This window comes from Streptomyces sp. NPDC045701, assembly GCF_056432045.1.
In genome coordinates, this window is sequence record NZ_JBWKJV010000004.1 from 37,705 (window position 1) to 61,926 (window position 24,222).

A 24,222-nucleotide genomic window follows, 5' to 3' on the forward strand; every position below is an offset into this window, starting at 1 on the left:
GAGGTGAACCGGGGGAACGGCCGGGCCCGGGTCGTAGCCGCCGTCGTGGCGGGCGGTGGCGCCGGCCGTGGACGGCGAGGCCGGCCCCGGGTCTCAGCCCGGCACCGGCGTGAGGACCACGAAGTCCGCGCCGGCCGGGTCGACGCAGACGGCGAGGCGGCCGACGTCCGGCGCGTCCTCGGGGCCCATCTGGACGGTGCCGCCCTTCTCCCTGACCTTGGCGACCGTCGCGTCGCAGTCGGTGGAGCCGAACACGGGGTGCCAGTAGGGGCGGCCGCCGGTGAGGGTGAGCGCGTCGGCCGGGAGCTGCATGAGACCGCCGTGCATCCGCTCGGGCGGCAGGCCGGACGGCGTGATCAGGGAGTACGTCCCACCGCCGCCCGGCAGGTCCAGGTCCTGCGTCTGCCAGCCGAACAGGCTGCCGTAGAAGTCCTTGGCTGCGGCCAGGTCCGTCGTGTAGAGCTCGGTCCAGCCCAGGCTGCCCGGGCCGTCCACCGCCTCCACGCCCTTCATCGACCCGGGCTGCCAGACGGCGAACTGGCCGCCCTGCGGGTCGGTGTACTGAGCCATCCGGCCCTCGCCGCCGGCGTCCATCGGGGCGACCCGCACCGTGCCGCCCGACCGCCGCACGGCCTCGGTGGTGGCGTCGGCGTCGGGTGTGCTGAAGTAGATCATCCACGCTGAACGGGCGCCCTCCTCGGTGAGTTTCCCGAGGCCCGCGACCACCCTGCCGTCCAGCTTGAAGGTGCCGTAGTCCCCCTCCTCCGGGGTGACCGGCTCGAACTCCCAACCGAACACCGAGCCGTAGAAGTCGGCCGTCGCCGGGACGTCGGGCGCGCCGAGGTCGAGCCAGCAGGGGGAGCCGGGGGCGAAGTCAGTGGTGATCACGGCGCGTGCCTCGTTTCGCGGACGTCACGGAAAGCGCGTACGGCAGAAGCGTGACACCCACCACCGACATCCGCCCTCCGGGAGCGACGAACCGGTGAAACGACGCGCCGGTGCCCGGCCGTCAGGGGCCGGGCCGGCTCATCAGGGGCCGGCTCAGAAGCCGTGCGGGTGGCGGAACAGCCGCCCCGGGTCGTACGCCGCCTTCACCTTCACCAGGCGGTCGATGTTCGCGCCGTAGTAGGCGCGACGCCAGTCCCGCAGCGCGGGGTCCGCGTAGTTCTGGTACGCCCGGCCGCTCGCCCACGGACGCATCACGTCGTACGTCGAGTCCAGCCACGCCCGGTGCCGGGCCACCGTCGCCGCCGGGGCGCGGTCGGGCCAGGACACGATGTACTGGGCCAGGAAGAGCGCGTCGCGGTGGACGAACGCCGTGTCGGCCGCCCGTACCCGGTTCACCGCGCCGCCCATCGCGTCCAGCGCGATGCTGCCCGTCCCGCCTCCGCCGAGCCGGGCCAGCTGTTCGACCCGGGCGATCAGCGCCTTGACGCCGGCGGCCGGAACGGGACGCGTGTAGAAGTCGGAACGCGCGGCGTACGACTCGCGGGCCACCCGGCCCTGCGGGGTACGGCCCGGGAGTGAACCCTTCTGGTGGGCCTGCGCGATGCTCCAGCCGGACACCCCGCCCATCACCTTCATCGCGTCCATGAACGGGCGGGTGCGGATCGACTCCGACGCGGGGGCCGCGCCGATCGCGCCGGCCAGCCGGTCGAGCCGGTTCTCCAGGTCCCCCCGGCCGGTGAGCGCCAGCCCGCCGACCCGGACCGACCCGGGACGTCCGCCCACCGGGGCCGCCAGGTGCAGGTTCGCCCAGATGCCGTCCGGCGCGGTGGGGGCCCAGCGCTGCCACTCCCGTACCACGGCGGCGGCGCGCGCCCAGGGCCAGCGGAGGAAGAACGTGGTGCACTCGGGCGCGGCGTGGGTGCGCATCCGTACCTCGGTGACCACCCCGAACTGGGCGTTGCCACCGCCGCGCAGCGCCCAGAACAGGTCGGGGTCGCGCTTGGCGTCCACGTCCCGGATCCGGCCGTCGGCGGTGACGATCCTGGCGCCCGTCAGGCTGTCGCTGGACACGCCGTAGGCGCGGCTGACCACGCCGATCCCGCCGCCCAGCACCAGCCCGGAGACGCCCACGGTCGGGCAGGACCCGGCCGGCACCGTCCGGCCGCGGGCGGTGAGCCGGTCGTAGACGTCGATGAGTTTGGCGCCGGCGCCGATCGTCGCGGTGCCGCCCGTCAGGGAGACGGACGCCATCCGCTGCACGTCGACGATCAGACCGGGACCCGACGACCAGCCCGTGTACGCGTGCCCGCCGCTGCGCACCGCCACGGGCACCCCGGTCCGGCGGGCGAACGCCAGGCACCCGCGGACGTCCTCGGGCCGGGCGCAGTAGGCGATCCCGGCCGGACGCACGGCGTCGAACCGGGGGTTGAACAGCGTGCGGGCGGCGTCGTAGTCCCGGTCGCCCGGCCGCACCAGCGTCCCGTCGAGCTCCTTGGCCAGTGCCGCCCAGTCCGCCGCGCCCGGCGCCTTGGCGGCGGCGGTGGCCGAGCCGGCCGCGCCGCTCGTCGTTCCCGTGAGGAACACCCCGGACACCGCGGCCGCGGCACCGGCGCCCAGGATGCGGCGACGGCTCGGCCCGCCGTCCGGTTCCGCTCGCGTACCACTGCCCTGTGCCGTCGTCCGCTCCATCGTCCGTCCCCCCACTGCCGTGTCGGTCTCTCGCGGAGGGGAAGATGGGAGGAAACCGTTCGAGGTTGCGCCCAACATCCGTGCTCACGAGGGGGATTTACATGACAGGTGGCACCGAACGCCCGGCGGCACCACCCCGGGACCGGCTGCTGCGGCTGGGTACCCTGCCCGTCGCGGCGGCCGTTCTGACGGGGACGGTCGCGCTGTCCATGGTCCTGGTGGCCTTCGGCAACATCACCGACTTCGGCACCAACCAGCAGTTCGTCCAGCACGTGCTGGCCATGGACACCACGTTCAAGGACCCGCAGCTGATGTGGCGGGCGATCACCTCACCCGCCCTCCAGAACGCGGCGTACGTCGCCATCATCGTCTGGGAGGTCCTCACCGCCGCCGTCCTCGTGCTCGCCACCTGGCTGTGGGCGACGGGGCTGCGCCGGAACACCGTCGACCGTGCGCGCCGGGCGAGCAGCGTCGGCCTGGTGATGGTCCTGCTGCTGTTCGGCGCGGGCTTCTTCGGGATCGGGGGCGAGTGGTTCGCGATGTGGCAGTCGTCGGACTGGAACGGCCTGGACTCGGCGCTGCGTTACGTCGTGCTGTCGGCGTTCGCCCTGGTCGTGGTGCACCTGCCGGCCGGGGCCCGGCAGGCGGACTGACGCGGGAACCCGGGCGGGGCGGTGCCTCGGCGACTCGACCCGCCCGGGGACGCGATCGTGACCCGGCGCCCGGCGCCCGGCGCCCGGCATCCGGCATCCGGCACGGTGCCGTCACCCGTCCGGCCGGGACCGGTGGCCCGGCGGTACCGGCGGCGGCAAGCTGGCGTTTCCGCGTACGGAGCGGCAGCAGGTCCTGCTGGTATCGCCGGTGTCGGGAGAGTCACGTGCGGGTCGCCATCGTTGGTCAGGGCTACGTCGGATTGACCGGGGCGGTGGCCCTCGCCCGGCAGGGACACCACGTGACGGGCGTCGAGCGCGAACCGGCCCGGCTGGCCGCGCTGGAGGCGGGCCGTGCCCCGGTGGCGGAACCGGGGCTCCAGGAGGAACTGACGCTGGCCCGGAGGACCGGGCGGCTGGCCTTCACGTCCGACCTCGCGCACACGCACCTCAAGCAGCCCTTCGACGTCGTCCTGATCACGGTGGGCACACCGCCGGGCGAGGCGGGGGAGGCCGACCTGTCGCAGGTGAGGGCGGCCCTCACGGAGGTGGCGGCCCTGCTGCCGCCGCCGGCCGTAGTGCTGAAGTCCACCGTGCCGCCCGGCAGCAGTGCCCGGCTCCTCCAGGCCCACCCGCAACTGCGGGACCGCTACGCGTACAACCCCGAGTTCCTCAACCAGGGCAGCGCCCTGGACGACTGGACATCTCCGTCCCGGACGGTCGTGGGACTGTGGTCGCCGGGCGCGCTGCCGGTGCTGCGCCGGCTGTACGGGGAGATGACGTGCCCCTGGGTGGTGACCACGCCCGACACCGCGGAGATGATCAAGTACGCCGGTAACACCTTCCTCGCCATGAAGATCAGCTTCGCCAACGAGTTCGCGCGGCTGTGCGCCGCCCCGGACCTCGACGTCGACACGGTGATGCGGGGCGTGGGGCTCGACCCGCGGATCGGCCACGCCTTCCTCCAGCCCGGCCTCGGCTTCGGGGACTCGTGCCTTCCCAAGGACACCGCCGCCCTGGCGCACTGGGCGGCCGGCCGGGGCGTGGAGACGCCCCTGCTCGACGCCACCATCGCCGTCAACCGCGCGCAGCCGGGGCTGGTGAGCGACGTACTGCGCGAGGAGCTGGGCGAGCAGCTGGCCGGCTGCGAGATCGCCGTGCTCGGCGCCCGCTACGAGCCCTGGAGCGACGACATGCGGGCCGCGCCCAGCCGCGTCCTCGTCCCGCGGCTGGTCGCCGAGGCGGGCGGCGTCCGCGTCTGGGACCCGGCCGTGGAACCGGAGCACCTGCGGCAGCTCTTCCCCGGCGCCCGTCCCTGCGCCGACCTGTGTTCGGCCGTTCGGGGCGCCCGGGCGGCCGTCGTCCTCACGGAGTGGCCCGAGGTCGTCGAGGCCGACTGGTCGCTGCTGGCCGCCACGATGGCGCCGCCCGCGGTGGTCGTGGACGGGAAGAACTGCCTGCTGCCCGAGCGGCTGGCGGGCCTGCCGCTCACGTACCGCGGCATCGGCAACCGGCTGCCGGGCCGCGCCGACGCCTCCGCCGGGACGCCGCGCCCCGCGCCGAGCACGTAGGCCCGGCGCCCCGTCGACCGCGGCCGGTCCGGGCGGCCCCTGCCCGCGGGGCGGCACGCGACGCACCGCACCGGGACCGGGCCGCACCGGCACCGGGCCGGCCCCGACCCGCAGCGGCCCGGACGGGGCCGCGCCCGCACCGACGCGGAAGGACCGGCGCCGGGTCCGGATCAGCGCCCGGACCCGAACCCGGACCCAGGGGGGTCAGCCGGCGGGGGGCGGGGTCCGCACGGTGATGGCGTTGACGCGGATCGCGTACGGGGCGGTGTCCTCGACCGTCAGGGTCCGGACCCCGTCCGGACCCAGTGCGACGGTCACGTCGGCGCAGAAGGCGACGGCGTGCACGCAGTCGCCGGTCTCCTCGTCCTGGAGGGCGAACAGCAGGTTGTAGTAGTAGCTCGTGCTGTCCGGTTCCTCCCGGTAGAAGGAGAGGTGCGTGCCGGTCTGGCCGTACAGTCCCACGAAGGCGTCGGTGAGCGCCCGTTCGGCCTTGCCCCAGAAGGCGGGGTTCGCGAACGGCTGCGGAAGGGCCTGGCGTACGGCCTCCCGGAGGGAGAGGACCATCACGCTGACGGGTGCGGTCTCCTGGAGACCCCAGCCGCGAATGATCTTCACGGTCGAGCTGTCCGGGATGGCGCTCGCCGCCCGGCCGATCTCACCGAAGTCGAAGTCCACCGTCGCCGGGGCGATCGCGTGCTGGAACCGGGCCTCGATGCCCCGCGCCTGTTCCATGAAGGACGACCCCACCTCGAAGACCGGCCTGAAGGTCGTCTTCTCCGCGGCGATCCGGTCAACCATGGCTGCTCCTAGCGTGTCGGAAGTGATCGCCGCCCGGTCGGTCAGTATGGCGTCCCCCCGGGCGGCCTTCGCGCGGGCGTCCACGCCGGGGCGGCCCCCGCGGCCCGAGGTGTCAGGCCGTCAGCCGGCGCGGCAGCCAGCGCAGCTGCGCCGCCTGCTGGAACGACTCGCCGCCCTCGTGGTCGTTGAAGTCGTAGACCTCGATCGCCTTGTCCTCGTGCGCGTACGCGTTGAACGCCGCGAACACCGTCGAGGGCGGGCAGGTCAGGTCCTCCAGGGCGGTGGAGAACAGCGCGGGCGCCGAACCGCGCGCCGCGAAGTGCACGCCGTCGAAGTACGCGAGGGTCCGCGCGACCTGCTCCGAGCGGCCCCGGTGCGTCTTGAGGTAGGAGGCGATCTCCCGGTACGGGGCGCGGTCCGTGAGGGTCGTCGCCCGGGGGAAGTCGCACAGGAACGGGACGTCCGGCGCGACGGCGACCAGGTCCGGCACGAGCCCGCCGACGGCCAGGGTTATCCCGCCGCCCTGGCTGACGCCCACGGCCGCCGTCCGCGAGGCGTCGGTCAGGGGGTGCGATCGGGCGGCCTCCACGGCGCGTACGGCGTCGGTGAACAGCCGCCGGTAGTAGTACCCGTGCGGGTCCTCCACTCCGCGCGTCATGAAGCCCGGGTAGGCGGGCCCGCTGCCCACCGGGTCGGGAGTGTCACCGCCGGCCCACCCGCTGCCCTGGCCGCGGGTGTCCATCACGAAGTGCGCGAACCCGGCCGACGCCCAGAGCAGATGCGTGTGCGGGAGGCCGCGCCCGCCTCCGTACCCCACGAACTCGACGACGACCGGCAGCGGCTCCCGGGTGCCGGCGGGCAGGACGAACCAGCCCTTGACGGGGTGGCCGCCGAAGCCGGCGAAGGTGACGTCGTACACGTCGACCGTCGTGAGCGCGGTGTCCACCCGCTCGAAGCGCGCGCCGAGTTCGTACGAGCGGGCTTCGTCGAGCGTCCTGGCCCAGAAGGTGTCGAAGTCCTCCGGTTCCCGCGACGCGCTGCGGTACGTACGGAGCTGTTCGAGGGGCAGGTCGAAGTGCGGCATGGGGCACCACCGTGATCGTCGGAATGGGTGATCACACGCTAACCGCCGCCGTGGGGCCGCCCCAAGGCCGCCAGGAGGCGCCGGGGTGAGCGGCCGTCACCGTTCTTGTCATGAACCTTGCAAGTTTCGGACCGTGGCTGCTATTCATCGAGGAGGAAAGTTAGGAAAGTTTCCTTCCAGTCTCGACTCCCGTCAACGCTTCACGCATCGGAGCCCCCACATGAGACCGGCACGGATCCCCGCACGTCCCCGCCGCACCGTCGGCGCCCTCCTCCTCGCGTTCCTCGTCACCCTCTGCGCCCTCACCGCGCCGACCCTCCCCGCCGCCGCCACCCCCGGCCCGGATCATGGAAGGGTGAACACCCCACCCGCCCACACCGCCACACCGGTCGCCCTCCACGGCAGGCTCAAGGTCTGCGGCACCAGGCTGTGCGACCAGCACGGCACGCCGGTCCAACTGCGCGGCATGTCCACGCACGGCCTGCAGTGGTACCGCCAGTGCGTCACCGACGGCTCGCTGGACGCCCTGGCCACCGACTGGGACGCGGACGTCCTGCGCATCTCGATGTACGTCCAGGAGGGCGGCTACGAGACCGACCCGCGCGGCTACACCGACCTGGTGCACTCCGTGATCGAACGGGCCACCGCGCGCGGCATGTACGCCATCGTCGACTGGCACATGCTCAGCCCCGGCGACCCCCACCACAATCTGAGCCGCGCCAGGACCTTCTTCTCCGAGATCGCCCAGCGGCACGGCGACAAGAAGAACCTGCTGTACGAGATCGCCAACGAACCCAGCGGCGTCGGCTGGTCCCGCGTCAGGAGCTACGCCGAGGAACTGATCCCCGTCATCCGCGCCAGGGACCCGCGCACCCCGATCCTCGTCGGCACGCGCGCGTGGTCGTCGTTCGGGGTCTCGGAGGGCTCCGACGAGACCGAGGTGGTGAACGCTCCGGTGCGCGCGTCCAACATCATGTACACCTTCCACTTCTACGCCGCCTCGCACCGCGAGGAGTACCTCGCCACGCTCTCCCGGGCGGCGGACCGGCTCCCGGTCTTCGTGACCGAGTTCGGCACCCAGGACTACGCGGGCGAGGGCGCGAACGACTTCGCCATGGCGCAGCGCTACCTCGACCTCATGGCGCGCAAGGGGATCAGCTGGGTCAACTGGAACTTCTCCGACGACCACCGCTCCGGCGCCGTGTTCAAGCCCGGCACCTGCGCGAACGACGGCCCCTGGACCGGCACAGGCTCCCTGAAGCCGGCCGGCGTGTGGATCCGTGACCGGATCAGGTCGGGCTCCGGCCGCTCCGCCCCCTGATCCCCGCCCACACCCCGGCCCCCGCCCGCCGCGTCCGCCGGCGGGCGGGCGCCCACCGCTCCGCGTCCCGCTCAGCGGGCCGCCGCCGACCGGGCGCCGCGGTACCCGCCCGTGCGGTGACCACCGCCGTATTCTGCCGACGTGACCGATCACGTGAACGAGCAGCTCCGGCCGATGCCCGACGACTGGCGGCGCGCGCTCGCCGTGGTGGCCCATCCCGACGACCTCGAGTACGGGTGCTCCGCCGCCGTGGCCTCGTGGACCGACGGCGGCCGCGAGGTGGTCTACGTCCTCGCCACCCGGGGCGAGGCCGGCATCAACACCATCGACCCGGCCACCTGCGGGCCGTTGCGCGAGCGGGAACAGCGGGCCAGTGCGGCGGTGGTCGGCGTGTCGGAGGTGGAGTTCCTCGACCACCGCGACGGTGTGGTGGAGTACGGCGTGGGGCTGCGCCGTGACATCGCCGCCGCCATCCGGCGCCACCGGCCGGAGCTCGTCATCACGCTGAACCACCGGGACACCTGGGGCGGGGTGGCCTGGAACACCCCCGACCACGTCGCCGTCGGCCGGGCCACCCTCGACGCGGCCGGTGACGCCGGGAACCGCTGGATCTTCCCCGAGCTGATCGAGCAGGGCCTCGAACCGTGGGACGGGGTGCGCTGGGTGGCCGTCGCGGGGTCGTCCTCGCCGACGCACGCCGTCGACGCGACGCCCGGCATGGAGCGCGCCGTCAGGTCGTTGCTGGAGCACCGCGCCTACATCGAGGTGCTCACCGACCAGGACCCGGAGGAGTACTGCCGTACCTTCCTCGCCGCCAACGCCCAGGCGGCGGCGCCGCGCTTCGGTGGGCGTCCGGCCGTGGCGTTCGAGGTGTTCAGCCGCTGACCAGCCGGTCGGCGGCGGGAGCACGGGCCGCCGACGCATCCGGACGGGCGCACGGCGGTGTTCGACCGGGGGCGCACCGCCCGCCCGGGGCGCTTCCGGCCCGGTGGATGTCCCGGACCTGTTCCCCTCCGGGCAAGCGACCGCTTAGTATGCGGCGGGTACGACCCAGCGCGGTACTGCCCGACACCTTGTGGAGGCCCTCGATGCAGGCATGGCGTGTACACCGGAACGGCGAGCCGGGCGAGGTGATGCGGCGCGAAGAGGTGGACCGGCCCGTGCCCGGCGACGGGCAGGTCCTGCTGAAGGTCCGGGCGGCGAACATCAACTTCCCCGACGCGCTGCTCTGCCGGGGCCACTACCAGGTGCGGCCGCCGCTGCCGTTCACGCCCGGAGTGGAGATCTGCGGCGAGACCGAGGACGGCCGGCGCGTGATCGCCACGCCGTCCCTGCCGCACGGCGGGCTCGCCGAGTACGTCGTCGCCGACGAGGCCGCGCTCCTCCCCGCGCCCGACGCGCTCGACGACGCCGAGGCCGCCGCCCTGCACATCGGCTACCAGACCGGCTGGTTCGGGCTGCACCGCCGGGCGGCCCTCCAGGAGGGCGAGACGCTCCTCGTCCACGCGGCGGCGGGCGGCGTCGGCAGCGCGGCCGTCCAGCTCGGCAAGGCCGCCGGGGCGAGGGTCGTCGGGGTCGTCGGCGGCGCCGAGAAGGCCGCCGTCGCGCGCGCCCTCGGCTGCGACGCCGTCATCGACCGGCACGGGGACGACATCGTCGCGGCCGTCAAGGAGTTCACCGGCGGCCGGGGGGCCGACGTGATCTACGACCCGGTCGGCGGCGACGCGTACGCCAAGTCCGCCAAGTGCGTGGCCTTCGAAGGCCGGATCCTGGTCGTCGGATTCGCGAGCGGCGACATCCCGTCCCCCGCACTCAACCACGCGCTGGTCAAGAACTACTCGATCATGGGGCTGCACTGGGGCCTGTACAACCAGCAGGACCCCGCAGCGATCCGCCGCTGCCACGACACCCTCACCGCGTACGCGGCCAAGGGCCTGATCAAGCCGCTGATCAGCGACCGGGTCGCCTTCGAGGACGCGGCGGCCGCCGTCCAGCGGGTCGCCGACGGCACGACGACGGGCCGGCTCGTCGTCCTCCCGGCCGCCACGGAAGGAACCGCACGATGACCGACGCCACCGAACTGCTCCGTCGCACGCGGGAGCTGCTGGCCGCGCACCCGCCCGCCGCCACCGACCGCGCCGACTTCCTCAAGGCCCGCTTCGACGCCGGCCTCGCCTGGGTCCACTACCCCGTGGGCCTCGGCGGCCTCGACGCGCCCCGCTCCCTCCAGGGCGTCGTGGACGCCGAACTCGCCGCGGCCGGCGCTCCCGACAACGACCCCCGCCGCATCGGCATCGGCCTGGGCATGGCGGCCCCGACGATCCTCGCGTACGGCACCGAGGAGCAGAAGCGGCGCTTCCTGCGGCCCCTGTGGGTGGGGGAGGAGGTGTGGTGCCAGCTGTTCAGCGAGCCCGGCGCCGGCTCCGACCTCGCCGCGCTCGGCACCCGCGCCGTCCGGGACGGGGACACCTGGGTCGTCAACGGCCAGAAGGTCTGGACGTCCAGCGCCCACGTCGCCCGCTGGGCCATCCTCATCGCCCGCACCGACCCCGACCTGCCCAAGCACCGGGGCATCACGTACTTCCTGTGCGACATGACCGACCCGGGCGTCGAGGTGCGGCCGCTGCGCCAGATCACCGGCGAGGCCGAGTTCAACGAGGTCTTCCTCACCGACGTGCGGATCCCCGACGCGCACCGCCTCGGCGGGGTCGGCGACGGCTGGAAGGTCGCCCAGACCACGCTGAACAACGAGCGTGTCGCCATCGGCGGCGCCCGCATCCCGCGCGAGGGCGGCATGATCGGGCCGGTCTCCCGGACCTGGCGCGAACGCCCCGAGCTGCGCACCCACGACCTGCACCAGCGGCTGTTGGACCTGTGGGTGGACGCCGAGGTCGCCCGGCTGACCGGTGAACGGCTGCGCCAGCAGCTCGTGGCGGGCCAGCCCGGCCCCGAGGGCAGCGGCATGAAGCTCGCCTTCGCCCGGCTCAACCAGGAGATCAGCGGCCTGGAGGTGGAACTCCTCGGCGCGGAGGGCCTGCTGTACGGGGACTGGACGATGCGCCGCCCCGAGCTCGTCGACTTCACCGGCCGCGACGCCGGCTACCGCTACCTGCGCTCCAAGGGCAACTCCATCGAGGGCGGTACGAGCGAAGTGCTGCTGAACATCGTCGCGGAACGCGTCCTCGGGCTGCCCTCCGAGCCGCGCAACGACAAGGACGTCGCATGGAAGGACCTGGCGCGATGACGGACCTGCTCTACTCCGAGGCCGAGGACGACCTGCGCGCCGCCGTGCGCTCGCTGCTCGCCGACCGCGCCGCCCCGGCCGCCCTGACCGGCCGCGTCGAGGACGCCGGCGGCCACGACCCCGCCCTCTGGAAGGCGCTCGCCGCCGACATGGGCGCGGCCGGTCTCCTCGTCCCCGAGAAGCTCGGCGGCCAGGGGGCGTCCCACCGCGAGGCCGCCGTCGTACTGGAGGAGCTCGGCCGCGCGGTGACGCCGGTCCCGTACCTCACCAGCTCCGTCATCGCGACCGAGACGCTGCTGGCGGCCGGGGCCGGCGACCTGGCCGGTGAGCTGGCCGGCGGCCGCAGGGTCGCGGTCCTCGCCGTCCCGCTGTCCGCCGGGCCGGGCGACGAGCCCGGGGGCACCGGGACGGTCACCGGTGTCGCCGACGCCGCCCGCGCCGACGTCCTGCTCGTGGTGCGGCCCGACGGGCTGTACGCGGTCGACGCCGCCGACGCCGCGATCGTGCCGCAGACCCCGCTGGACCTGACCCGCCCGCTCGCCGCCGTGACCGCCGACGGCGGCGGTACCCGGCTCGCCGACGCCGGCACCGCCTGCGCGGCGGTGCGCCGGGGCCTGCTCGCCGGTGCCGGACTGCTCGCCTCCGAGCAGCTGGGAGTGGCCGAGTGGTGCCTGGAGGAGACGGTCCGGCACACCCGGGAGCGCCACCAGTTCAACCGGCCGGTCGGCTCGTTCCAGTCGCTCAAGCACCGGATGGCCCAGCTCTGGCTGGAGGTGGTGAACGCCCGCGCCGCCGCGCGGAACGCGGCCGACGCGCTCGCCACCGGCAGTCCGGAGGCGCCGCTGGCGGTGGCCGTCGCACAGGTGTACTGCTCGCGGGTCGCGGTGCACGCGGCCGAGGAGTGCGTCCAGCTGCACGGCGGGATCGGCATGACCTGGGAACACCCGGCCCACCTCTATCTGAAGCGGGCGAAGTCCGGCCGGATCGCCCTGGGCTCGGCGGGACACCACAAGCGCACCCTCGCCGACCTGGTCGATCTCCCCGCCCCGGCGTGACCGGGTAAGGACCACAAGAGGCGCCCACCCCTCTACATGCTGTTTAATTGCGAATCGTTCGCAACAGCAGCTGATCACCAGCCTGACCGAGGGGTGTGGAACCATGTCCGCCCGATCCATACGCGGCATGGCCGCCGCCACGCTGGCCGGAACCCTGGCCATCACCGCGGCGGCCTGCTCGAACCCCGGAGCCCCCGAGACCGGCTCCGCCGGGGACAGCGCGGTCGTCGGCATCGCGTACGAGCCCGAGTCGCTCAGCCCCCTCCTCGGGTACGGCAAGGACGGCAACTCCAAGATCTTCGACGGGCTGCTCGCCTTCGACGGCGACATGCGGCTGAAGCCCGCCCTCGCCGTCGAGCTGCCGCGGGTGAGCGCGGACGGCCTGACATACACGTACCGGCTCCGCAAGGGCGTGAAGTTCAGCGACGGGACGCCCTTCTCCGCCAAGGACGTCGTCTTCACCTACCGCACCATCCTCGACAAGCGGACGAACAACGCCTCCAAGACGGAGCTGGACGCCCTCAAGGACGTCAGGGCCGCCGGCGACGACACCGTCGTCTTCACCCTCAAGTACCCCTACGCGCCCTTCGCCGAGCGCACCGTCCTCGGCATAGCGCCCGAGCACATCGCGGCGAAACAGGACGTCAACAGCGGCCCCTTCACCACCCGGCCCATCGGCACCGGCCCGTACGTCCTCACCGACTGGTCCAGGGGCGAGAAGATCAGCTTCAAGGCCAACCCCGGCTACTGGGGCGGCGCGCCCCGGGTGAAGAAGTTCACCATGGCGATCATCAAGGACGACGACGTCCGCGCCACCCGCCTGCGCTCCGGCGACCTCGACGGCGCGATCCTGCCCCCCAACCTCGCCAAGGGCTTCAAGGGCGACCGCGGGAAGAGGACCTTCGAGGCCACGACCTACGACTACCGCCTGGTGACCCTCCCCACCCACAACCAGGTCACCGGCGACACCGCGGTCCGCCGCGCCCTCGACGTCGCCGTCGACCGCCGGGCCATGGTCGACCGGATCCTCGAAGGGGCCGGAAAGCCCGCCTACGGCCCCGTACCCACCGACAGCGAGTGGTTCACCAAGGGCACCGAGCGCGCCCACGACCTCGCCGCGGCCAAGAAGATCCTCGACGACGCCGGCTGGAAGCCCGGCCCCGACGGCATCCGTGTGAAGAACGGCGTCCGCGCCGGCTTCCCCCTCTGGTACCTCTCCGGCGACAAGCTCCGCCAGGACCACGCCCTCGCCTACGCCTCCGACGCCAAGAAGGCCGGCATCGACATCAAGACCCAGGCGGGCACCTGGGAGGTCATCGAGCCCCGCATGAAGCACGACGCCGTCCTCGCCGGCGGCGGCTCGCCCGGCGACCCCGACTTCGACCAGTACCTGCTGCTCACGTCCTCCCTCGGCGGCGACGGCTTCAACAACATGGCCTGGTACGACAACCCCGCCGTCGACAAGGCCCTCGACGAGGGCCGCAGGACCGACGACAAGGCCGCCCGCAAGGCCGCCTACGACACCGTCCAGCGCGAACTCGTGAAGAACCCCGGCTACACCTTCCTGACCCACATCGACCACCTGTACGTGGTGAACGACACCTGGGACGGCCTGTCCACCCAGGTCGAGCCGCACGACCACGGCCTCGCCTCCGGCCCCTGGTGGAACGTCGAGAACTGGATCCCCAAGGGCGCGAAGAAGTGACCGTCGAGCACACCCGCCGCCGCCTCCCCTGGGCGGCGATGGCGAGGATGGCGGGACGGCGCGCCCTGTTCGCCGTCCCCGTCCTCCTCCTGGTGACCTTCGCGGTCTTCGCCGTCGCCGCCGCCTCCCCGTTCGACCCCGTCAAGGCGTACGCCGGCACCGCCGGACTCACCGCCTCGCAGGAGAACCTCGACCAGCTGCGCGCCAACCTCGGCGTCGACCAGCCGCTCGTCCCGCGCTGGTGGGACTGGCTCACCTCGGCCCTCACCGGCGACCTCGGCGACTCCGGCGTCATGCGCCAGCCCGTCGCCGACGTCATCGGCGAACGCATCGGCTGGTCGGCGCTGCTCGCCGCCGCCGCCTTCGCCGTCGCCATCCTGCTCGGCACCGCCCTGGGCGTTCTCGCCGCCCGCCGCCGGGGCGGCTGGCTCGACCGGTGCGTCAGCTCCGCCGCGTACACCCTGGAAGCCGCCCCCGCCTTCTGGCTCGGGCTCCTCGCCATCTGGTTCTTCGCCCTGGAGCTGGACGTGCTCCCGGCCGGCGGGCTCACCGACACCGCCAGCGAGACGGTCACCTTCGGCCAAGTGGCCTCCCACCTGGTCCTGCCGGCGCTCGTGCTGGGAGTGTCCCAGCTGCCCTGGTTCTTCCTGTACGTCCGCCAGGGCGTCGCCGACGCCCTCGACGAGGACCCCGTACGCGGCGCACGCGCGCGTGGCCTGAACGAACGCACCGTGCTCCTCGGACACGCCCTGCGCTCCGGCATGCTGCCCATGCTCACGCTCATCGGCTCGCGGGTACCCGAGCTCATCACGGGCGCCCTGCTCGTCGAGTCCGTCTTCAGCTGGCCCGGCATCGCGGCCGCGACCGTGCAGGCCGCCACCTCCGTCGACTTCCCCCTGCTCGCCGCGCTCACCGTGCTCGCCACGGTGGCGGTGCTGCTCGGCAACCTCCTCTCCGACCTGCTGTACGGACTCGCCGACCCGAGGGTGGGCTTCGATGGCTGACCTCGTGTGGCGCTCCCACGGGCGCACCCGCCGCTCCACCCGCACCGTCCGGGTGGCCGTCTCCGCCGCCGTCACCGGGGCCGTCGTCCTGGCCGTGCTGCTCGTACCGCCGGTGGTCCGGCTCGACCAGCAGGCCGTCGACCTGGCGCTGAAGCTGCGGCCCCCGTCCTTCGAGCACCCCTTCGGCACCGACGACGTCGGCCGCGACCTGCTGCTGCGCTGCGTCTACGGGCTGCGCGTCTCGCTCCTCGTCGGCCTGGTCGCGGCCCTCGTCGCCACCGTGATCGGCACGGCCGTGGGCGCGGCCGCCGCGGCCTTCGGCGGCTGGACCGACCGGCTCGTCATGCGGCTCGTCGACACCTTCTCGTCCGTACCGCACCTGCTGCTCGGCATCTTCGTCGTGGCGATGTTCCGCCCCGGCGTGGGGCCGGTCATCGTGTCCGTCGCGCTCACGCACTGGCTGTCCACCGCCCGGATCGTCCGCTCCGAGGTGCTGTCGCTGCGCTCCCGCCCCTACGTCGACGCCGCGATCTCCGGCGGCGCGTCCCGGTGGCGGGTGACGGTCCGCCACCTGCTGCCGGCGGTCCTGCCGCAGGCCGGGCTGGCGGCGGTCCTCATGGTGCCGCACGCCATGTGGCACGAGTCGGCGCTGTCCTTCCTCGGTCTCGGGCTCCCCGCCCACCAGGCCAGCCTCGGCAACCTGGTGCAGACGGCACGCGGCTCGCTGCTCGCCGGCGACTGGTGGCCGACGCTCTTCCCCGGCCTGTTCCTCATCGTCCCGACGCTCGCCATCGCGGGCCTCGCCGGCGCCTGGCGGGAACGGATCAACCCGCGCCGCCGATCGGAGCTGATGCTGTGACACCCGTGCTGTCCGTGAAGGACCTGTCCGTACGCTTCCGGATGCGCGGCGGCCGCCACGTCGCCGCCGTCGACGGAGCGAGCTTCGACCTCGCGGCGGGGGAGTGCCTCGCGCTCGTCGGTGAGAGCGGCTGCGGCAAGTCCGTCCTCGCCTCCGCGCTGCTCGGCCTCCTGCCCGGCAACGCCCGGACCACCGGCACGGCGGTGATCGACGGCATCGACCTCCTCGCCGCCGACGAGCGCACCCTCGCCCGGACGGTGCGCGGCCGTCGCGTCGGGCTCGTCCCGCAGTCCCCGGCCGCCCACCTCACCCCGGTACGCACCGTGCGCGCCCACCTGGAGGAGACGCTGCGGGCACTCGCCGGCACCCCCCGGCGGGAGCTGCGCGCGGCGGTGCTCGCCGCCGCCGAACGCGCCGCCTTCCCACCCGGCCTGCTCGACCACCACCCGCACGAGCTGTCCGGCGGCCAGGCCCAGCGCGCCGCCACCGCCCTCGCGCTCATCGGCGACGCCCCGCTCCTGCTCGCCGACGAACCGACCACCGGCCTCGACCGCGACCTCGTCGACCGCACCGTCGACGAACTGCGCCGCCACGCCGACGACGGCCGGGCCCTCCTGCTGATCACCCACGACCTCGCCGCCGCCCGGCGGATCGCCGACCGGGTGGCCGTGATGTACGCGGGGCGGATCGTCGAGCTCTCCGACGCCGACCGCTTCTTCGGCGGCCCGGGCCCCCGGCACCCCTACGCCCGCGGTCTGCTCGCCGCCCTCCCGGAGCGCGACTTCACCCCCATCCCGGGCATGCCCCCGGAGCTGGGCGCCCTGCCCGACGGCTGCGCCTTCGCCGCGCGCTGCGACCGGGCCGACGACGCCTGCCGGGCGGTGCCGCGCTTCAGCGGCGGCGTCGCGTGCCACCACAGCGGCGAGGAGCACCACAGCGAGGAGCCGGTCCGTGCTTGAACTCCACGCCATCACCGCCGGGTACGACCCCCGCGCCCCCGTCTTCCACGGCGCCTCGCTCACCATCGCCCCCGGCGAGGCCGTCGGGCTGCTCGGCCCCAGCGGCTGCGGCAAGTCGACCCTCGCCCGGGTCGCCGCCCTGCTGCACCGGCCCGACGCCGGCCGGGTCGTCGTGGACGGTGCGGAGGTACGCGGCTGGCGCCACCGCGCCCCGCGCGAGCTGCGCACCGCCATCGGCGTCGTGTTCCAGCAGCCGCGCATGTCCGCCGACCCGCGGCTGCGGCTGCGCGACCTGATCGCCGAACCCCTGCGGGCGACCGGCCGCCGCGACCTGGCCGCCGGCCGGGTCGCCGAACTGGCCGAGGCGGTCGGCCTCACCGGTGACCTCCTGGGGCGGCGCCCGCACGAGGTCAGCGACGGCCAGCTGCAACGCGCCTGCCTGGCCCGCGCCCTGGTGCTGCGCCCGCGCTGGCTGGTCTGCGACGAGATGACCGCGATGCTCGACGCGTCGACGACCGCCGCCCTGGTCGCCGTGGTGGAGGCGTACCGCCGCGAGCGGGGCGCCGGCCTCCTCGCCGTCGGCCACGACCGCGTCCTGCTGGAGCGCTGGTGCGACCGGACGGAGGAGTGGGCCGACCGGGTACGCGCACCCTGACGGCCCCCGGCCCCAGGGCCACGCCCGCCCCCCGGCCCGCACGGGCTCCGGTGGCTCCCTACCGGGGCCGTACCACCGGGGAGTGACGCCGCGTGTGGCCCGCACGGCCGGGGGCAGGCGCGACCATATGACCGAGACGTTCAAGCCCGGCGCCTGGGACACGCAAAGCCCACGCGACGAGCCGGCGCGGCTGCGAGAGCAGATTCGTCACCTCCGCGCCCAGGCCCGCAACCGCCCCCTGATCGCGGAGGCACAGGGCATCCTCAGGGAGCGGTACCGGCTGCCCGACGCCGAAGCGGCCTTCGCGCTGCTCCAGCTCGCCTCCCAGCGCCACAACGTGCGGCTGCGCACCCTCGCCCACGCGGTCGTCCGGCTGGAACGGCCCGACGAGGGGGCCGACGTCTGGTTCCCCGGCCGGGTGCGGCACCCGGCCCCCGCGCTGGAGTCCCTGGCCATCGCCGACGCCTCCCACGCCCACCGGGGCGCCGTACTGGGCGCGGCCCTGTCGCACACCCTGGCGGTCACCGCCACCCACATGGGCAATGTGCAGATCGCGGACCAGACCACCGACGGGCTGTGGATCGAGAAGCACGCCGGGCTCAGCGACGACTTCGTGGACTTCTTCGGCTTCGTCGGCAAGGAGGGAACCTCCTGCGCGCGGGCGGCCCAGGACGTGGCGCAGGTGACCGTGCACGACGTGGCGGCCGACCCGGTGTTCACGGAGGACGCGCGCCGGGCGATCCTGGAGGCGGGCAGCCGTTCCTGCCACAGCGTGCCCCTGGTCGCCGGGGGCCGCTGCGTGGGCATGGTCTCCGCCCACTTCGAACGGCCCATCCGCGACCTGAGCGGCGCCCAGCTCAAGGCCCTGGAGCAGACCGGCCGCGAGGTGGGCCGCTGGCTGGCCTGGTACGACCGCACGGTCGTCCTCGACGCGCTGGAACACCTCCACGCCGCCGGCCGCCACCCCGAGGCGAGGCCGTCCCGCCGGCGCTGACGCCCCATCACCCCGCACCTCCGCACGCCGCCCCGCCGACCGGGCCCGGCGCGCCGGGGAAGGGCCCATGACACGAACCGGGGATGACACGCAGGCCACGTACCGGCCAACTCTCCCGCGCGGTACGGCGGGCGGACGGACCGGACCGCATACTCGGTCCCGTCCCGCTGTCCCCTCCCGTCCCGGAGGCCACCATGGCGCCGCTGTCCCGCCGTTCCGCCGCCCTCACCCTCGCCACCGCCGCGGTCGCCCTCACCCTGCCCGCGCAGCGGGCGGCGGCGGCACCGGGCCACCGTGTGCGCCCCCTCCGCCGGGCGCACGCCCACAACGACTACCTGCACCGGCGACCCCTGCACGACGCCCTCACCCACGGCTTCACCAGCGTCGAGGCGGATGTCTTCCTCGTCGACGGCGAGCTGCTCGTCGCCCACGAACCCGCACAGCTCGACCCGGCCAGGACCCTGCGCTCGCTCTATCTCGACCCGCTCGCGGCCCGCGTGCGCGCCCACCACGGCACCGTGTACACCGGCCACCACCGGCCCGTTCAACTGCTGGTCGACATCAAGGCCGACGGCGACGCCGCCTACCTCGCCCTCCACCGCCTCCTCGCCCCGTACCGGCGCATGCTGAGCACCTGCGCCGACGGGCGCGTCCGGCCCGGCGCCGTCACGGTCGTCGTCTCCGGCGACCGCGCGGCCCGCGCCCCCATGGAGGCCCAGCGTGTCCGGTACGCCTTCTACGACGGCCGTCCCGAGGACCTGGGCGCGCCCGCCCCCGCCTCGTTCGTCCCGCTGGTCAGCTCCAGCTGGACCCACGCCTTCCGCTGGCAGGGCGACGGCCCCTTCCCGGCCGCCGAACGGACCGCGCTGCACACCCTGGTGGGCACCGCCCACCGCGAGGGCCGCCGCGTCCGGTTCTGGGCCACCCCCGACGCGCCCGGCCCCGCCAGGGAAGCCGTCTGGGCCGAGCTGCTCGCCGCCCGCGTCGACCACCTCAACACCGACGACCTGGCCGGACTCGCCCACTTCCTCCGCACCCACGACGGGTAACGGGCCACCGTCAGGTCGTACCCGTTCGGCCGACGCGCCGTTCGTCCGGACGGCGCCCCCACTCCGCCAGACTGGCCGCCGAACGCCGCGCACCGGGCGCGGCGACCGGCCGAGGAGGGTGACACATGGCCGTATCCATCTCCGTGGTGCTGCTTCTGCTGATCCTGGCGGTGATCTTTCTGCGCAACGGTGGCCTCAAGATCTCGCACGCGCTGGTGTGCGGCCTGCTCGGGTTCTTCCTCGCGAGCACCAGCCTGGCGCCCACCATCTACAACGGCGTCTCCGCCACCGCCGACGTCGTCAGCGGTCTCAAGCCCTAGGTGTCCTGCCCGGCGAGGTCGGGGACGCGGCCGGCCGCCCCCGCGGGCGGGACGACGACCTCAGGGCGCCTCGGGCCGTACGAAGACGCCGATCCCGTTCGGTACGGCCCGCTGGGCGCCGCCGCTCGGATGGTTGAGCACGCTGACCTTCGCCGCCCCCGCCTTCCGGGCCACCAGCGTGGACGACCCGCCGCCGTCCAGGTTGACGGCGTCCGTCGCGCCCAGGTCCCGCATCGCGTCCGCCACCTCGACGACCGTCAGCCCGGTGCGGAAGCCGGCCGAACCGTCCAGCGCCAGCAGCAGCAGCCGCTGTCCGGCGTCGCGGATCCCCGCCGCCGTGCGCACCGCCGGGGTCACCCGGTCCATGCCGCTCAGCGGCTCCCCGCCGCGCAGCACCGGATAGCCCCCCACCGCGAAGCGGAACGCGCCGCCCTCCGCCGCCCGCTCGGCCGCGACCAGCGCGTACGTGACGTTCACCCGGTCGCCGACCGCCATCCGCCGCAGCTCCCGCGCCCCCGCCTCCCGGCCGACCAGCACCTCCGTACCCGGGGCGATCGCCCCGCGGCCGGGCCTCTCCGCCACCGCCACGACCTGCCCGCCGCGCACCGTCACCTCGTAGGTCTCGTCGCTGCACGGCGCGTCCCGCCGGGTGTCGGTGCCGCAGGTGGCGCGCACCCGGGAGGCGGCGCCCCAGTCCTTGGTGAACACCCCCACCGAGTCCACCGGCAGCGCGTACTGGTTGAGCCCGCCCAGCGGCAGCACCCCCTGCTGCGACGACACCGTCCCGTCCAGCGCCAGTTCACCGATCCGCGCCCGGCCGTCCTCGCCGACGCCCAGCACCTGACGGGTGTTCGTACCGGGCGGCAGGGCGGGGCCGAACCGCTGCCCCGCGGGAACGGCGGCCTTCAGGGCCCGCCCCTCCGCCACCGCCGGGCCGACCGGGGCGCCGGTCGCCTCGACACCCGGGTGCTGGGTCTCCGACAGGTGGAAGAAGTCACCGTTGACACCGCCCACCGCTCCGGCGCCGTCGGCGAGCGCGGACAGCGACGAACGTGCCGCCACCACCCCGGGGTACAGCAGGCCCGTCGACACGCGCGCGTTGCCCAGGTCCACCGACAGCAGATGGGCGCGGGCGGTGCCGCGCGAGGAGGTGATGTCGAAATACCGGTACTCCACCCCCGGCGCCACCCGCTGCCACGCGGGTGCCGGGGCGGCGGACGGAGCCCCCGCCAGGGAGGCGCCCAGCAGGGACACCAGAAGCAGCATCAGAAACGCACGGCCGCGCGACACGGTCACGGTCCCCCCACGGTATAGGGCAACTCCCACAGGTCTCGGAAGAGTTGCCCGCCCCGGCCCCGCTACGAACCGGCCGGTCGCGAACGGATGAGGAAACGTACGCCATTCGGGGGCTCCGGGGAGAACCCGCCGCCCCGGCCGCCTCCCCGCGCGGGTACTGCTCTCTCGTCACCGTCCCCACAGGAACCACACCGCGCACTGCCACGGGGTCCTGCGCCCGGCCGCGTCACCGGTTCCGCGCGAACCACAGCCGGGCGAAGTCCACCGCCTCGGCGACCTCCACGAGCCGGCACCACGCCGACCCCACCGCACCGGTCCGCACGGCACCGCCCCCGTACCGCTCCAGGTCGGCGCCCAGCGCGGGGAAGTCCCGGTCGTCCAGGGCGACGTCCTCGTACCGCCACCACCGGCGCACCCCGCCGTCCCGCACCACACAGCGGTACGTCCGGCGCGGCGGCCGCGCCACCCGGTACTCGCCGAGGTGGAACGCGGTGCACGTGCCGAATCCCGTGCCCAGCATCAGGATCCGCGCCCGCAGGTCGTACAGCCGCGCCAGTGGCGAGTCCTCGCCCAGGTGACAGTCGGGGCGGTGCCCCGAGACCACCTTCTCGGCGTACGGCCCCAGGGCGGCGAACGACGTCTGCGGGTGCGCGCTGCGCAGCGCGCCCGGACTCCCGCGGACGAGCTCCGGCAGGACGCCGAGCCCGGCGTCGCACGGCATCGTCTCCGCGTCGTACGGCGGCATCGCCGCACGCACGCACGCCCGCCCGGCCTCACCGAGCCCGCGCACCCGCTCCCGATAGGCGGACGAGGTGTCCGAATTGCGCGCCGTGAACGCCGGAACCACGACCGTGCCGTCCGGCCCGAGCGCTCCCCGCACCGCGCGCAGCACCGCCTCCCCGCCGCCCGCCACCGGCCCCACCGCCCGTAACGACGCGTGCACCAGCAGGATCCCGCCCGGCTCCACCCCCAGCGCGGTGAGCGCCGCGCCGAGCTGACGCTCCGTATGAACCCCGGTCCCGGTCAAAGCCACTCATTCCGTCCGCCGATGGCCATGGGCGCCCATCGTAGGGCCTTCGACGCACCCCGTCGGCCCTCATAAGCAGCCAGACCGCACATCGTCAGGACGGCGTCAAAGGCCGGTGCCGGCCCGTCAGCACGCCGTCAACGACGGGTCAACGGCCCGGGCGGCCGGGCATACCGTCCAGGCACGCCCCGGCGGCCTCCCCGCGCCGGGGTCCGCTCGCTCCTCGCTCCGGGGACCCTCCAGGAGGAAGCCATGGCGAAGCTCCCGCGCGGCGACGACGATCCGGAGCCTCCCCGGCCCGCCCCGGCCGGAGCCCTGTACGTCCCCGTCCGGCCGGGGCCCCACGGCTGCGTCGTACACCTGTTCCGCACCCCGCCCGGCGGTCGCACCGCCGTCGGCTTCACCACCGGCCGGCGGCTCAGGGCCGCGCTCGGACCGCACCAGCCGTGGATCCGCCTCGCGGGCCCCGCCCTGCGGACGCTCACCGAACCGCTGGGCGTCACCACCGTCACCGTGGACCCCCGGTTCACCGCTCCTGCGGCGACCTCCGCACCCCCCGCCCCATCACCCTCGGCACCTCCGGCCCGCCCCGTCCGCCCGGCACCGGCGCCGGCCCTGCCGACCGGCTGAAAGGACCACTCATGACCACCCTCGACACGCCCCCGACGACCACGGCGACGCCCGACGGGAGCGACCTTCCCCTGTGGCCCGCCTCGACGTGGCAGCTTCCCGACGGCGACCTGTCCGTGGGCGGCGTGCCGCTCACCGGGATCGCCGACCGGTTCGACACCCCCGTCTACCTCCTGGACGAGGACGAGGTACGCGCGCGGTGCCGGGCCTACCGGCGGGCGTTCCCCGACGCCGGCGTGTATTACGCGGCCAAGGCGTTCCTGTCCCGCGCCATGGTGCACTGGGCCGACGACGAGGGCCTCGGCCTCGACGTGTGCTCGGCGGGCGAACTCCAGCTCGCCGTCACCGCCGGCTTCCCGCCGGAGAACATGGTCCTGCACGGCAATGCCAAGTCCCCGCACGACCTGGACACCGCGTTACGTCTCGGGGTCGGCCGCGTCGTCATCGACAGCGCCTCCGAGATCGCCCGGCTCGCCGCCGCCCTGGGGCCGGAGGGCCGCCAGAAGGTGATGGTCCGGGTGGCGCCCGGCATCAGCGCGGGCGGCCACGACAAGATCCGCACCGGCACCGAGGACCAGAAGTTCGGCCTGGCGATCAGCGACGGGTCGGCCCAGCACGCCATCGCCCGCGTCCTGGACCGGCCGGAGCTCGAGCTGACCGGACTGCACTGCCACCTCGGCTCGCAGATCGCCTCGGTCAAGCCGTACGCCACGGCCGTGCGCCGCATGGTCGGCCTGATGGCCCGCGTCCGCGACGCGCACGGCGTCGTCCTGCCCGAGCTGGACCTCGGCGGCGGTCACGCCGTCGCGTACCGCCCCGGTGAACCGGCCCTGGACGTCGCCCGGCTGGCCCGTACCGTGCTCGCCGCCCTGGCGGACAGCTGTGCCGCCGCCCGGCTGCCCGTGCCCCGGCTGCTGATCGAGCCGGGCCGCGCCGTCGTGGGCCCCGCCGGCGTGGCGCTCTACCGGGTACTGGCGGTCGAGCACACGGGCGAGCGGGTGTTCGTGGCGGTGGACGGCGGCATGAGCGACAACCCCGGACCCGCCCTGTACGGCGTGCGCTGCACGCCCCGCCTCGTCGGCCGGCTGACGAAAGCCGCCCCGCGCCCGGTCACCGTCGTGGGACGGCGCTGCGAGGCGGGTGACGTCCTGGCGGCGGACGTCGAGCTGCCCGGCGACGTCCACCCCGGCGATCTGCTCGCCGTCCCGGTGTCCGGCGCCTACCACCTGTCCATGGCGTCCGGCTACAACCTCGTGGGCCGCCCACCGGTCGTCGCCGTCGCCGAGGGCCGTGCCCGGCTGCTCGTCCGCCGGGAGTCACCGGCCGACTTCCGCAGCAGGGACGTCGGACTCTGAACGCCCCGC

General features: G+C 74.4%; 23 protein-coding genes. 17 read left to right on the forward strand and 6 right to left on the reverse strand.

What is annotated here, in order from left to right:
- Positions 1-93 precede the first annotated feature (93 nt).
- Complete coding sequence (locus tag AC07DW_RS06100; RefSeq protein ID WP_478856419.1) at positions 94-888, reverse strand: VOC family protein; 795 nt, start codon at positions 886-888, stop codon at positions 94-96.
- Between the two features lie 153 nt (positions 889-1,041).
- A complete protein-coding gene (locus AC07DW_RS06105; protein WP_478856420.1) occupies positions 1,042-2,637 on the reverse strand; it encodes an FAD-binding oxidoreductase in 1,596 nt (531 codons plus the stop codon).
- Positions 2,638-2,738: 101 nt separating this feature from the next.
- On the opposite strand from AC07DW_RS06105, the gene AC07DW_RS06110 reads away from it, so the two are divergent.
- Positions 2,739-3,290 (forward strand): DUF2165 domain-containing protein, encoded by a 552-nt coding sequence (locus AC07DW_RS06110; RefSeq protein WP_478856421.1) that lies wholly within the window; start codon positions 2,739-2,741, stop codon positions 3,288-3,290.
- Between the two features lie 224 nt (positions 3,291-3,514).
- Positions 3,515-4,858, forward strand: coding sequence for a UDP-glucose dehydrogenase family protein (locus tag AC07DW_RS06115; protein ID WP_478856422.1), 1,344 nt, complete (start codon positions 3,515-3,517; stop codon positions 4,856-4,858).
- 204 nt (positions 4,859-5,062) lie between these two features.
- On the opposite strand, the gene AC07DW_RS06120 is transcribed toward AC07DW_RS06115, so the two are convergent.
- A complete protein-coding gene (locus tag AC07DW_RS06120; protein ID WP_478856423.1) occupies positions 5,063-5,656 on the reverse strand; it encodes a Type-2Aa cytolytic delta-endotoxin in 594 nt (197 codons plus the stop codon).
- Between the two features lie 112 nt (positions 5,657-5,768).
- Positions 5,769-6,740 (reverse strand): acetylxylan esterase, encoded by a 972-nt coding sequence (locus AC07DW_RS06125; protein ID WP_478856424.1) that lies wholly within the window; start codon positions 6,738-6,740, stop codon positions 5,769-5,771.
- A gap of 220 nt (positions 6,741-6,960) precedes the next feature.
- Here AC07DW_RS06125 and AC07DW_RS06130 point away from each other — a divergent pair, with 220 nt between their 5' ends.
- The 13 genes from AC07DW_RS06130 (at position 6,961) to AC07DW_RS06190 (ending at position 19,905) form a co-directional block, all read left to right on the forward strand.
- Complete coding sequence (locus tag AC07DW_RS06130; RefSeq protein ID WP_478856425.1) at positions 6,961-8,061, forward strand: glycoside hydrolase family 5 protein; 1,101 nt, start codon at positions 6,961-6,963, stop codon at positions 8,059-8,061.
- A 174-nt stretch (positions 8,062-8,235) separates the two neighbouring features.
- On the forward strand, positions 8,236-8,946 hold the full coding sequence (locus tag AC07DW_RS06135; protein ID WP_478856704.1) for a PIG-L deacetylase family protein: 711 nt from the start codon (positions 8,236-8,238) through the stop codon (positions 8,944-8,946).
- A 203-nt stretch (positions 8,947-9,149) separates the two neighbouring features.
- Positions 9,150-10,127 carry an NADPH:quinone oxidoreductase family protein gene (locus AC07DW_RS06140; protein WP_478856426.1) on the forward strand — a complete coding sequence of 326 codons (978 nt, stop codon included), beginning with the start codon at positions 9,150-9,152 and terminating at the stop codon, positions 10,125-10,127.
- Entirely contained in the window at positions 10,124-11,305 is a 1,182-nt protein-coding gene (locus AC07DW_RS06145) for an acyl-CoA dehydrogenase family protein (RefSeq protein WP_478856427.1), read from the forward strand. Before AC07DW_RS06140 ends, AC07DW_RS06145 begins: the two co-directional genes overlap by 4 nt.
- Positions 11,284-12,360 (forward strand): acyl-CoA dehydrogenase family protein, encoded by a 1,077-nt coding sequence (locus tag AC07DW_RS06150; protein ID WP_478856428.1) that lies wholly within the window; start codon positions 11,284-11,286, stop codon positions 12,358-12,360. The genes AC07DW_RS06145 and AC07DW_RS06150 overlap by 22 nt, the downstream gene beginning before the upstream one ends.
- Positions 12,361-12,463: 103 nt before the next feature.
- Positions 12,464-14,065, forward strand: a complete 1,602-nt coding sequence (locus AC07DW_RS06155; protein WP_478856429.1) for an ABC transporter substrate-binding protein — start codon at positions 12,464-12,466, stop codon at positions 14,063-14,065.
- A gap of 38 nt (positions 14,066-14,103) precedes the next feature.
- Positions 14,104-15,069, forward strand: coding sequence for an ABC transporter permease (locus AC07DW_RS06160; RefSeq protein ID WP_478856705.1), 966 nt, complete (start codon positions 14,104-14,106; stop codon positions 15,067-15,069).
- Positions 15,062-15,928: an ABC transporter permease gene (locus AC07DW_RS06165; protein WP_478856430.1), complete on the forward strand. Its 867-nt coding sequence runs from the start codon at positions 15,062-15,064 to the stop codon at positions 15,926-15,928. The genes AC07DW_RS06160 and AC07DW_RS06165 overlap by 8 nt, the downstream gene beginning before the upstream one ends.
- Before the next feature lie 41 nt (positions 15,929-15,969).
- A complete protein-coding gene (locus AC07DW_RS06170) occupies positions 15,970-16,887 on the forward strand; it encodes an ABC transporter ATP-binding protein (protein ID WP_478856706.1) in 918 nt (305 codons plus the stop codon).
- Positions 16,880-17,542 carry an ABC transporter ATP-binding protein gene (locus tag AC07DW_RS06175; RefSeq protein ID WP_478856431.1) on the forward strand — a complete coding sequence of 221 codons (663 nt, stop codon included), beginning with the start codon at positions 16,880-16,882 and terminating at the stop codon, positions 17,540-17,542. Before AC07DW_RS06170 ends, AC07DW_RS06175 begins: the two co-directional genes overlap by 8 nt.
- Positions 17,543-17,669: 127 nt before the next feature.
- The gene (locus tag AC07DW_RS06180; protein ID WP_478856432.1) at positions 17,670-18,536 is read left to right on the forward strand and encodes a GAF and ANTAR domain-containing protein; all 867 of its coding nucleotides are present in this window, start codon (positions 17,670-17,672) and stop codon (positions 18,534-18,536) included.
- A 194-nt stretch (positions 18,537-18,730) separates the two neighbouring features.
- Positions 18,731-19,585: a phosphatidylinositol-specific phospholipase C/glycerophosphodiester phosphodiesterase family protein gene (locus AC07DW_RS06185; protein ID WP_478856707.1), complete on the forward strand. Its 855-nt coding sequence runs from the start codon at positions 18,731-18,733 to the stop codon at positions 19,583-19,585.
- A gap of 125 nt (positions 19,586-19,710) precedes the next feature.
- Positions 19,711-19,905 carry a hypothetical protein gene (locus tag AC07DW_RS06190; RefSeq protein ID WP_064067989.1) on the forward strand — a complete coding sequence of 65 codons (195 nt, stop codon included), beginning with the start codon at positions 19,711-19,713 and terminating at the stop codon, positions 19,903-19,905.
- 60 nt (positions 19,906-19,965) lie between these two features.
- Here AC07DW_RS06190 and AC07DW_RS06195 read toward each other — a convergent pair whose 3' ends face one another.
- Both AC07DW_RS06195 and AC07DW_RS06200 read right to left on the reverse strand, forming a co-directional pair.
- On the reverse strand, positions 19,966-21,171 hold the full coding sequence (locus AC07DW_RS06195; RefSeq protein ID WP_478856708.1) for a phosphodiester glycosidase family protein: 1,206 nt from the start codon (positions 21,169-21,171) through the stop codon (positions 19,966-19,968).
- Positions 21,172-21,427: 256 nt separating this feature from the next.
- A complete protein-coding gene (locus tag AC07DW_RS06200; RefSeq protein ID WP_478856433.1) occupies positions 21,428-22,228 on the reverse strand; it encodes an AAC(3) family N-acetyltransferase in 801 nt (266 codons plus the stop codon).
- A 252-nt stretch (positions 22,229-22,480) separates the two neighbouring features.
- On the opposite strand from AC07DW_RS06200, the gene AC07DW_RS06205 reads away from it, so the two are divergent.
- Together AC07DW_RS06205 and lysA are read left to right on the forward strand one after the other, a co-directional pair.
- The gene (locus tag AC07DW_RS06205) at positions 22,481-22,858 is read left to right on the forward strand and encodes an SAV_915 family protein (RefSeq protein ID WP_478856434.1); all 378 of its coding nucleotides are present in this window, start codon (positions 22,481-22,483) and stop codon (positions 22,856-22,858) included.
- Between the two features lie 11 nt (positions 22,859-22,869).
- Positions 22,870-24,213 (forward strand): diaminopimelate decarboxylase, encoded by a 1,344-nt coding sequence (lysA, locus tag AC07DW_RS06210; protein WP_478856435.1) that lies wholly within the window; start codon positions 22,870-22,872, stop codon positions 24,211-24,213.
- Positions 24,214-24,222 lie beyond the last annotated feature (9 nt).

What these genes read in the sequence shown, in the direction of transcription:
- AC07DW_RS06190 (WP_064067989.1), top strand. Translation starts at nt 19,711, where the DNA reads ATGGCCGTATCCATCTCCGTGGTGCTGCTTCTGCTGATCCTGGCGGTG.
- AC07DW_RS06195 (WP_478856708.1), bottom strand. Translation starts at nt 21,171, where the DNA reads ATGCTGCTTCTGGTGTCCCTGCTGGGCGCCTCCCTGGCGGGGGCTCCG.
- AC07DW_RS06140 (WP_478856426.1), top strand. Translation starts at nt 9,150, where the DNA reads ATGCAGGCATGGCGTGTACACCGGAACGGCGAGCCGGGCGAGGTGATG.
- AC07DW_RS06180 (WP_478856432.1), top strand. Translation starts at nt 17,670, where the DNA reads ATGACCGAGACGTTCAAGCCCGGCGCCTGGGACACGCAAAGCCCACGC.
- AC07DW_RS06160 (WP_478856705.1), top strand. Translation starts at nt 14,104, where the DNA reads ATGGCGAGGATGGCGGGACGGCGCGCCCTGTTCGCCGTCCCCGTCCTC.
- AC07DW_RS06135 (WP_478856704.1), top strand. Translation starts at nt 8,236, where the DNA reads ATGCCCGACGACTGGCGGCGCGCGCTCGCCGTGGTGGCCCATCCCGAC.
- AC07DW_RS06170 (WP_478856706.1), top strand. Translation starts at nt 15,970, where the DNA reads ATGCGCGGCGGCCGCCACGTCGCCGCCGTCGACGGAGCGAGCTTCGAC.
- AC07DW_RS06125 (WP_478856424.1), bottom strand. Translation starts at nt 6,740, where the DNA reads ATGCCGCACTTCGACCTGCCCCTCGAACAGCTCCGTACGTACCGCAGC.
- AC07DW_RS06165 (WP_478856430.1), top strand. Translation starts at nt 15,062, where the DNA reads ATGGCTGACCTCGTGTGGCGCTCCCACGGGCGCACCCGCCGCTCCACC.
- AC07DW_RS06120 (WP_478856423.1), bottom strand. Translation starts at nt 5,656, where the DNA reads ATGGTTGACCGGATCGCCGCGGAGAAGACGACCTTCAGGCCGGTCTTC.
- AC07DW_RS06110 (WP_478856421.1), top strand. Translation starts at nt 2,739, where the DNA reads ATGACAGGTGGCACCGAACGCCCGGCGGCACCACCCCGGGACCGGCTG.
- AC07DW_RS06205 (WP_478856434.1), top strand. Translation starts at nt 22,481, where the DNA reads ATGGCGAAGCTCCCGCGCGGCGACGACGATCCGGAGCCTCCCCGGCCC.
- AC07DW_RS06105 (WP_478856420.1), bottom strand. Translation starts at nt 2,637, where the DNA reads ATGGAGCGGACGACGGCACAGGGCAGTGGTACGCGAGCGGAACCGGAC.
- AC07DW_RS06185 (WP_478856707.1), top strand. Translation starts at nt 18,731, where the DNA reads ATGGCGCCGCTGTCCCGCCGTTCCGCCGCCCTCACCCTCGCCACCGCC.
- lysA (WP_478856435.1), top strand. Translation starts at nt 22,870, where the DNA reads ATGACCACCCTCGACACGCCCCCGACGACCACGGCGACGCCCGACGGG.
- AC07DW_RS06150 (WP_478856428.1), top strand. Translation starts at nt 11,284, where the DNA reads ATGGAAGGACCTGGCGCGATGACGGACCTGCTCTACTCCGAGGCCGAG.
- AC07DW_RS06155 (WP_478856429.1), top strand. Translation starts at nt 12,464, where the DNA reads ATGTCCGCCCGATCCATACGCGGCATGGCCGCCGCCACGCTGGCCGGA.
- AC07DW_RS06130 (WP_478856425.1), top strand. Translation starts at nt 6,961, where the DNA reads ATGAGACCGGCACGGATCCCCGCACGTCCCCGCCGCACCGTCGGCGCC.
- AC07DW_RS06145 (WP_478856427.1), top strand. Translation starts at nt 10,124, where the DNA reads ATGACCGACGCCACCGAACTGCTCCGTCGCACGCGGGAGCTGCTGGCC.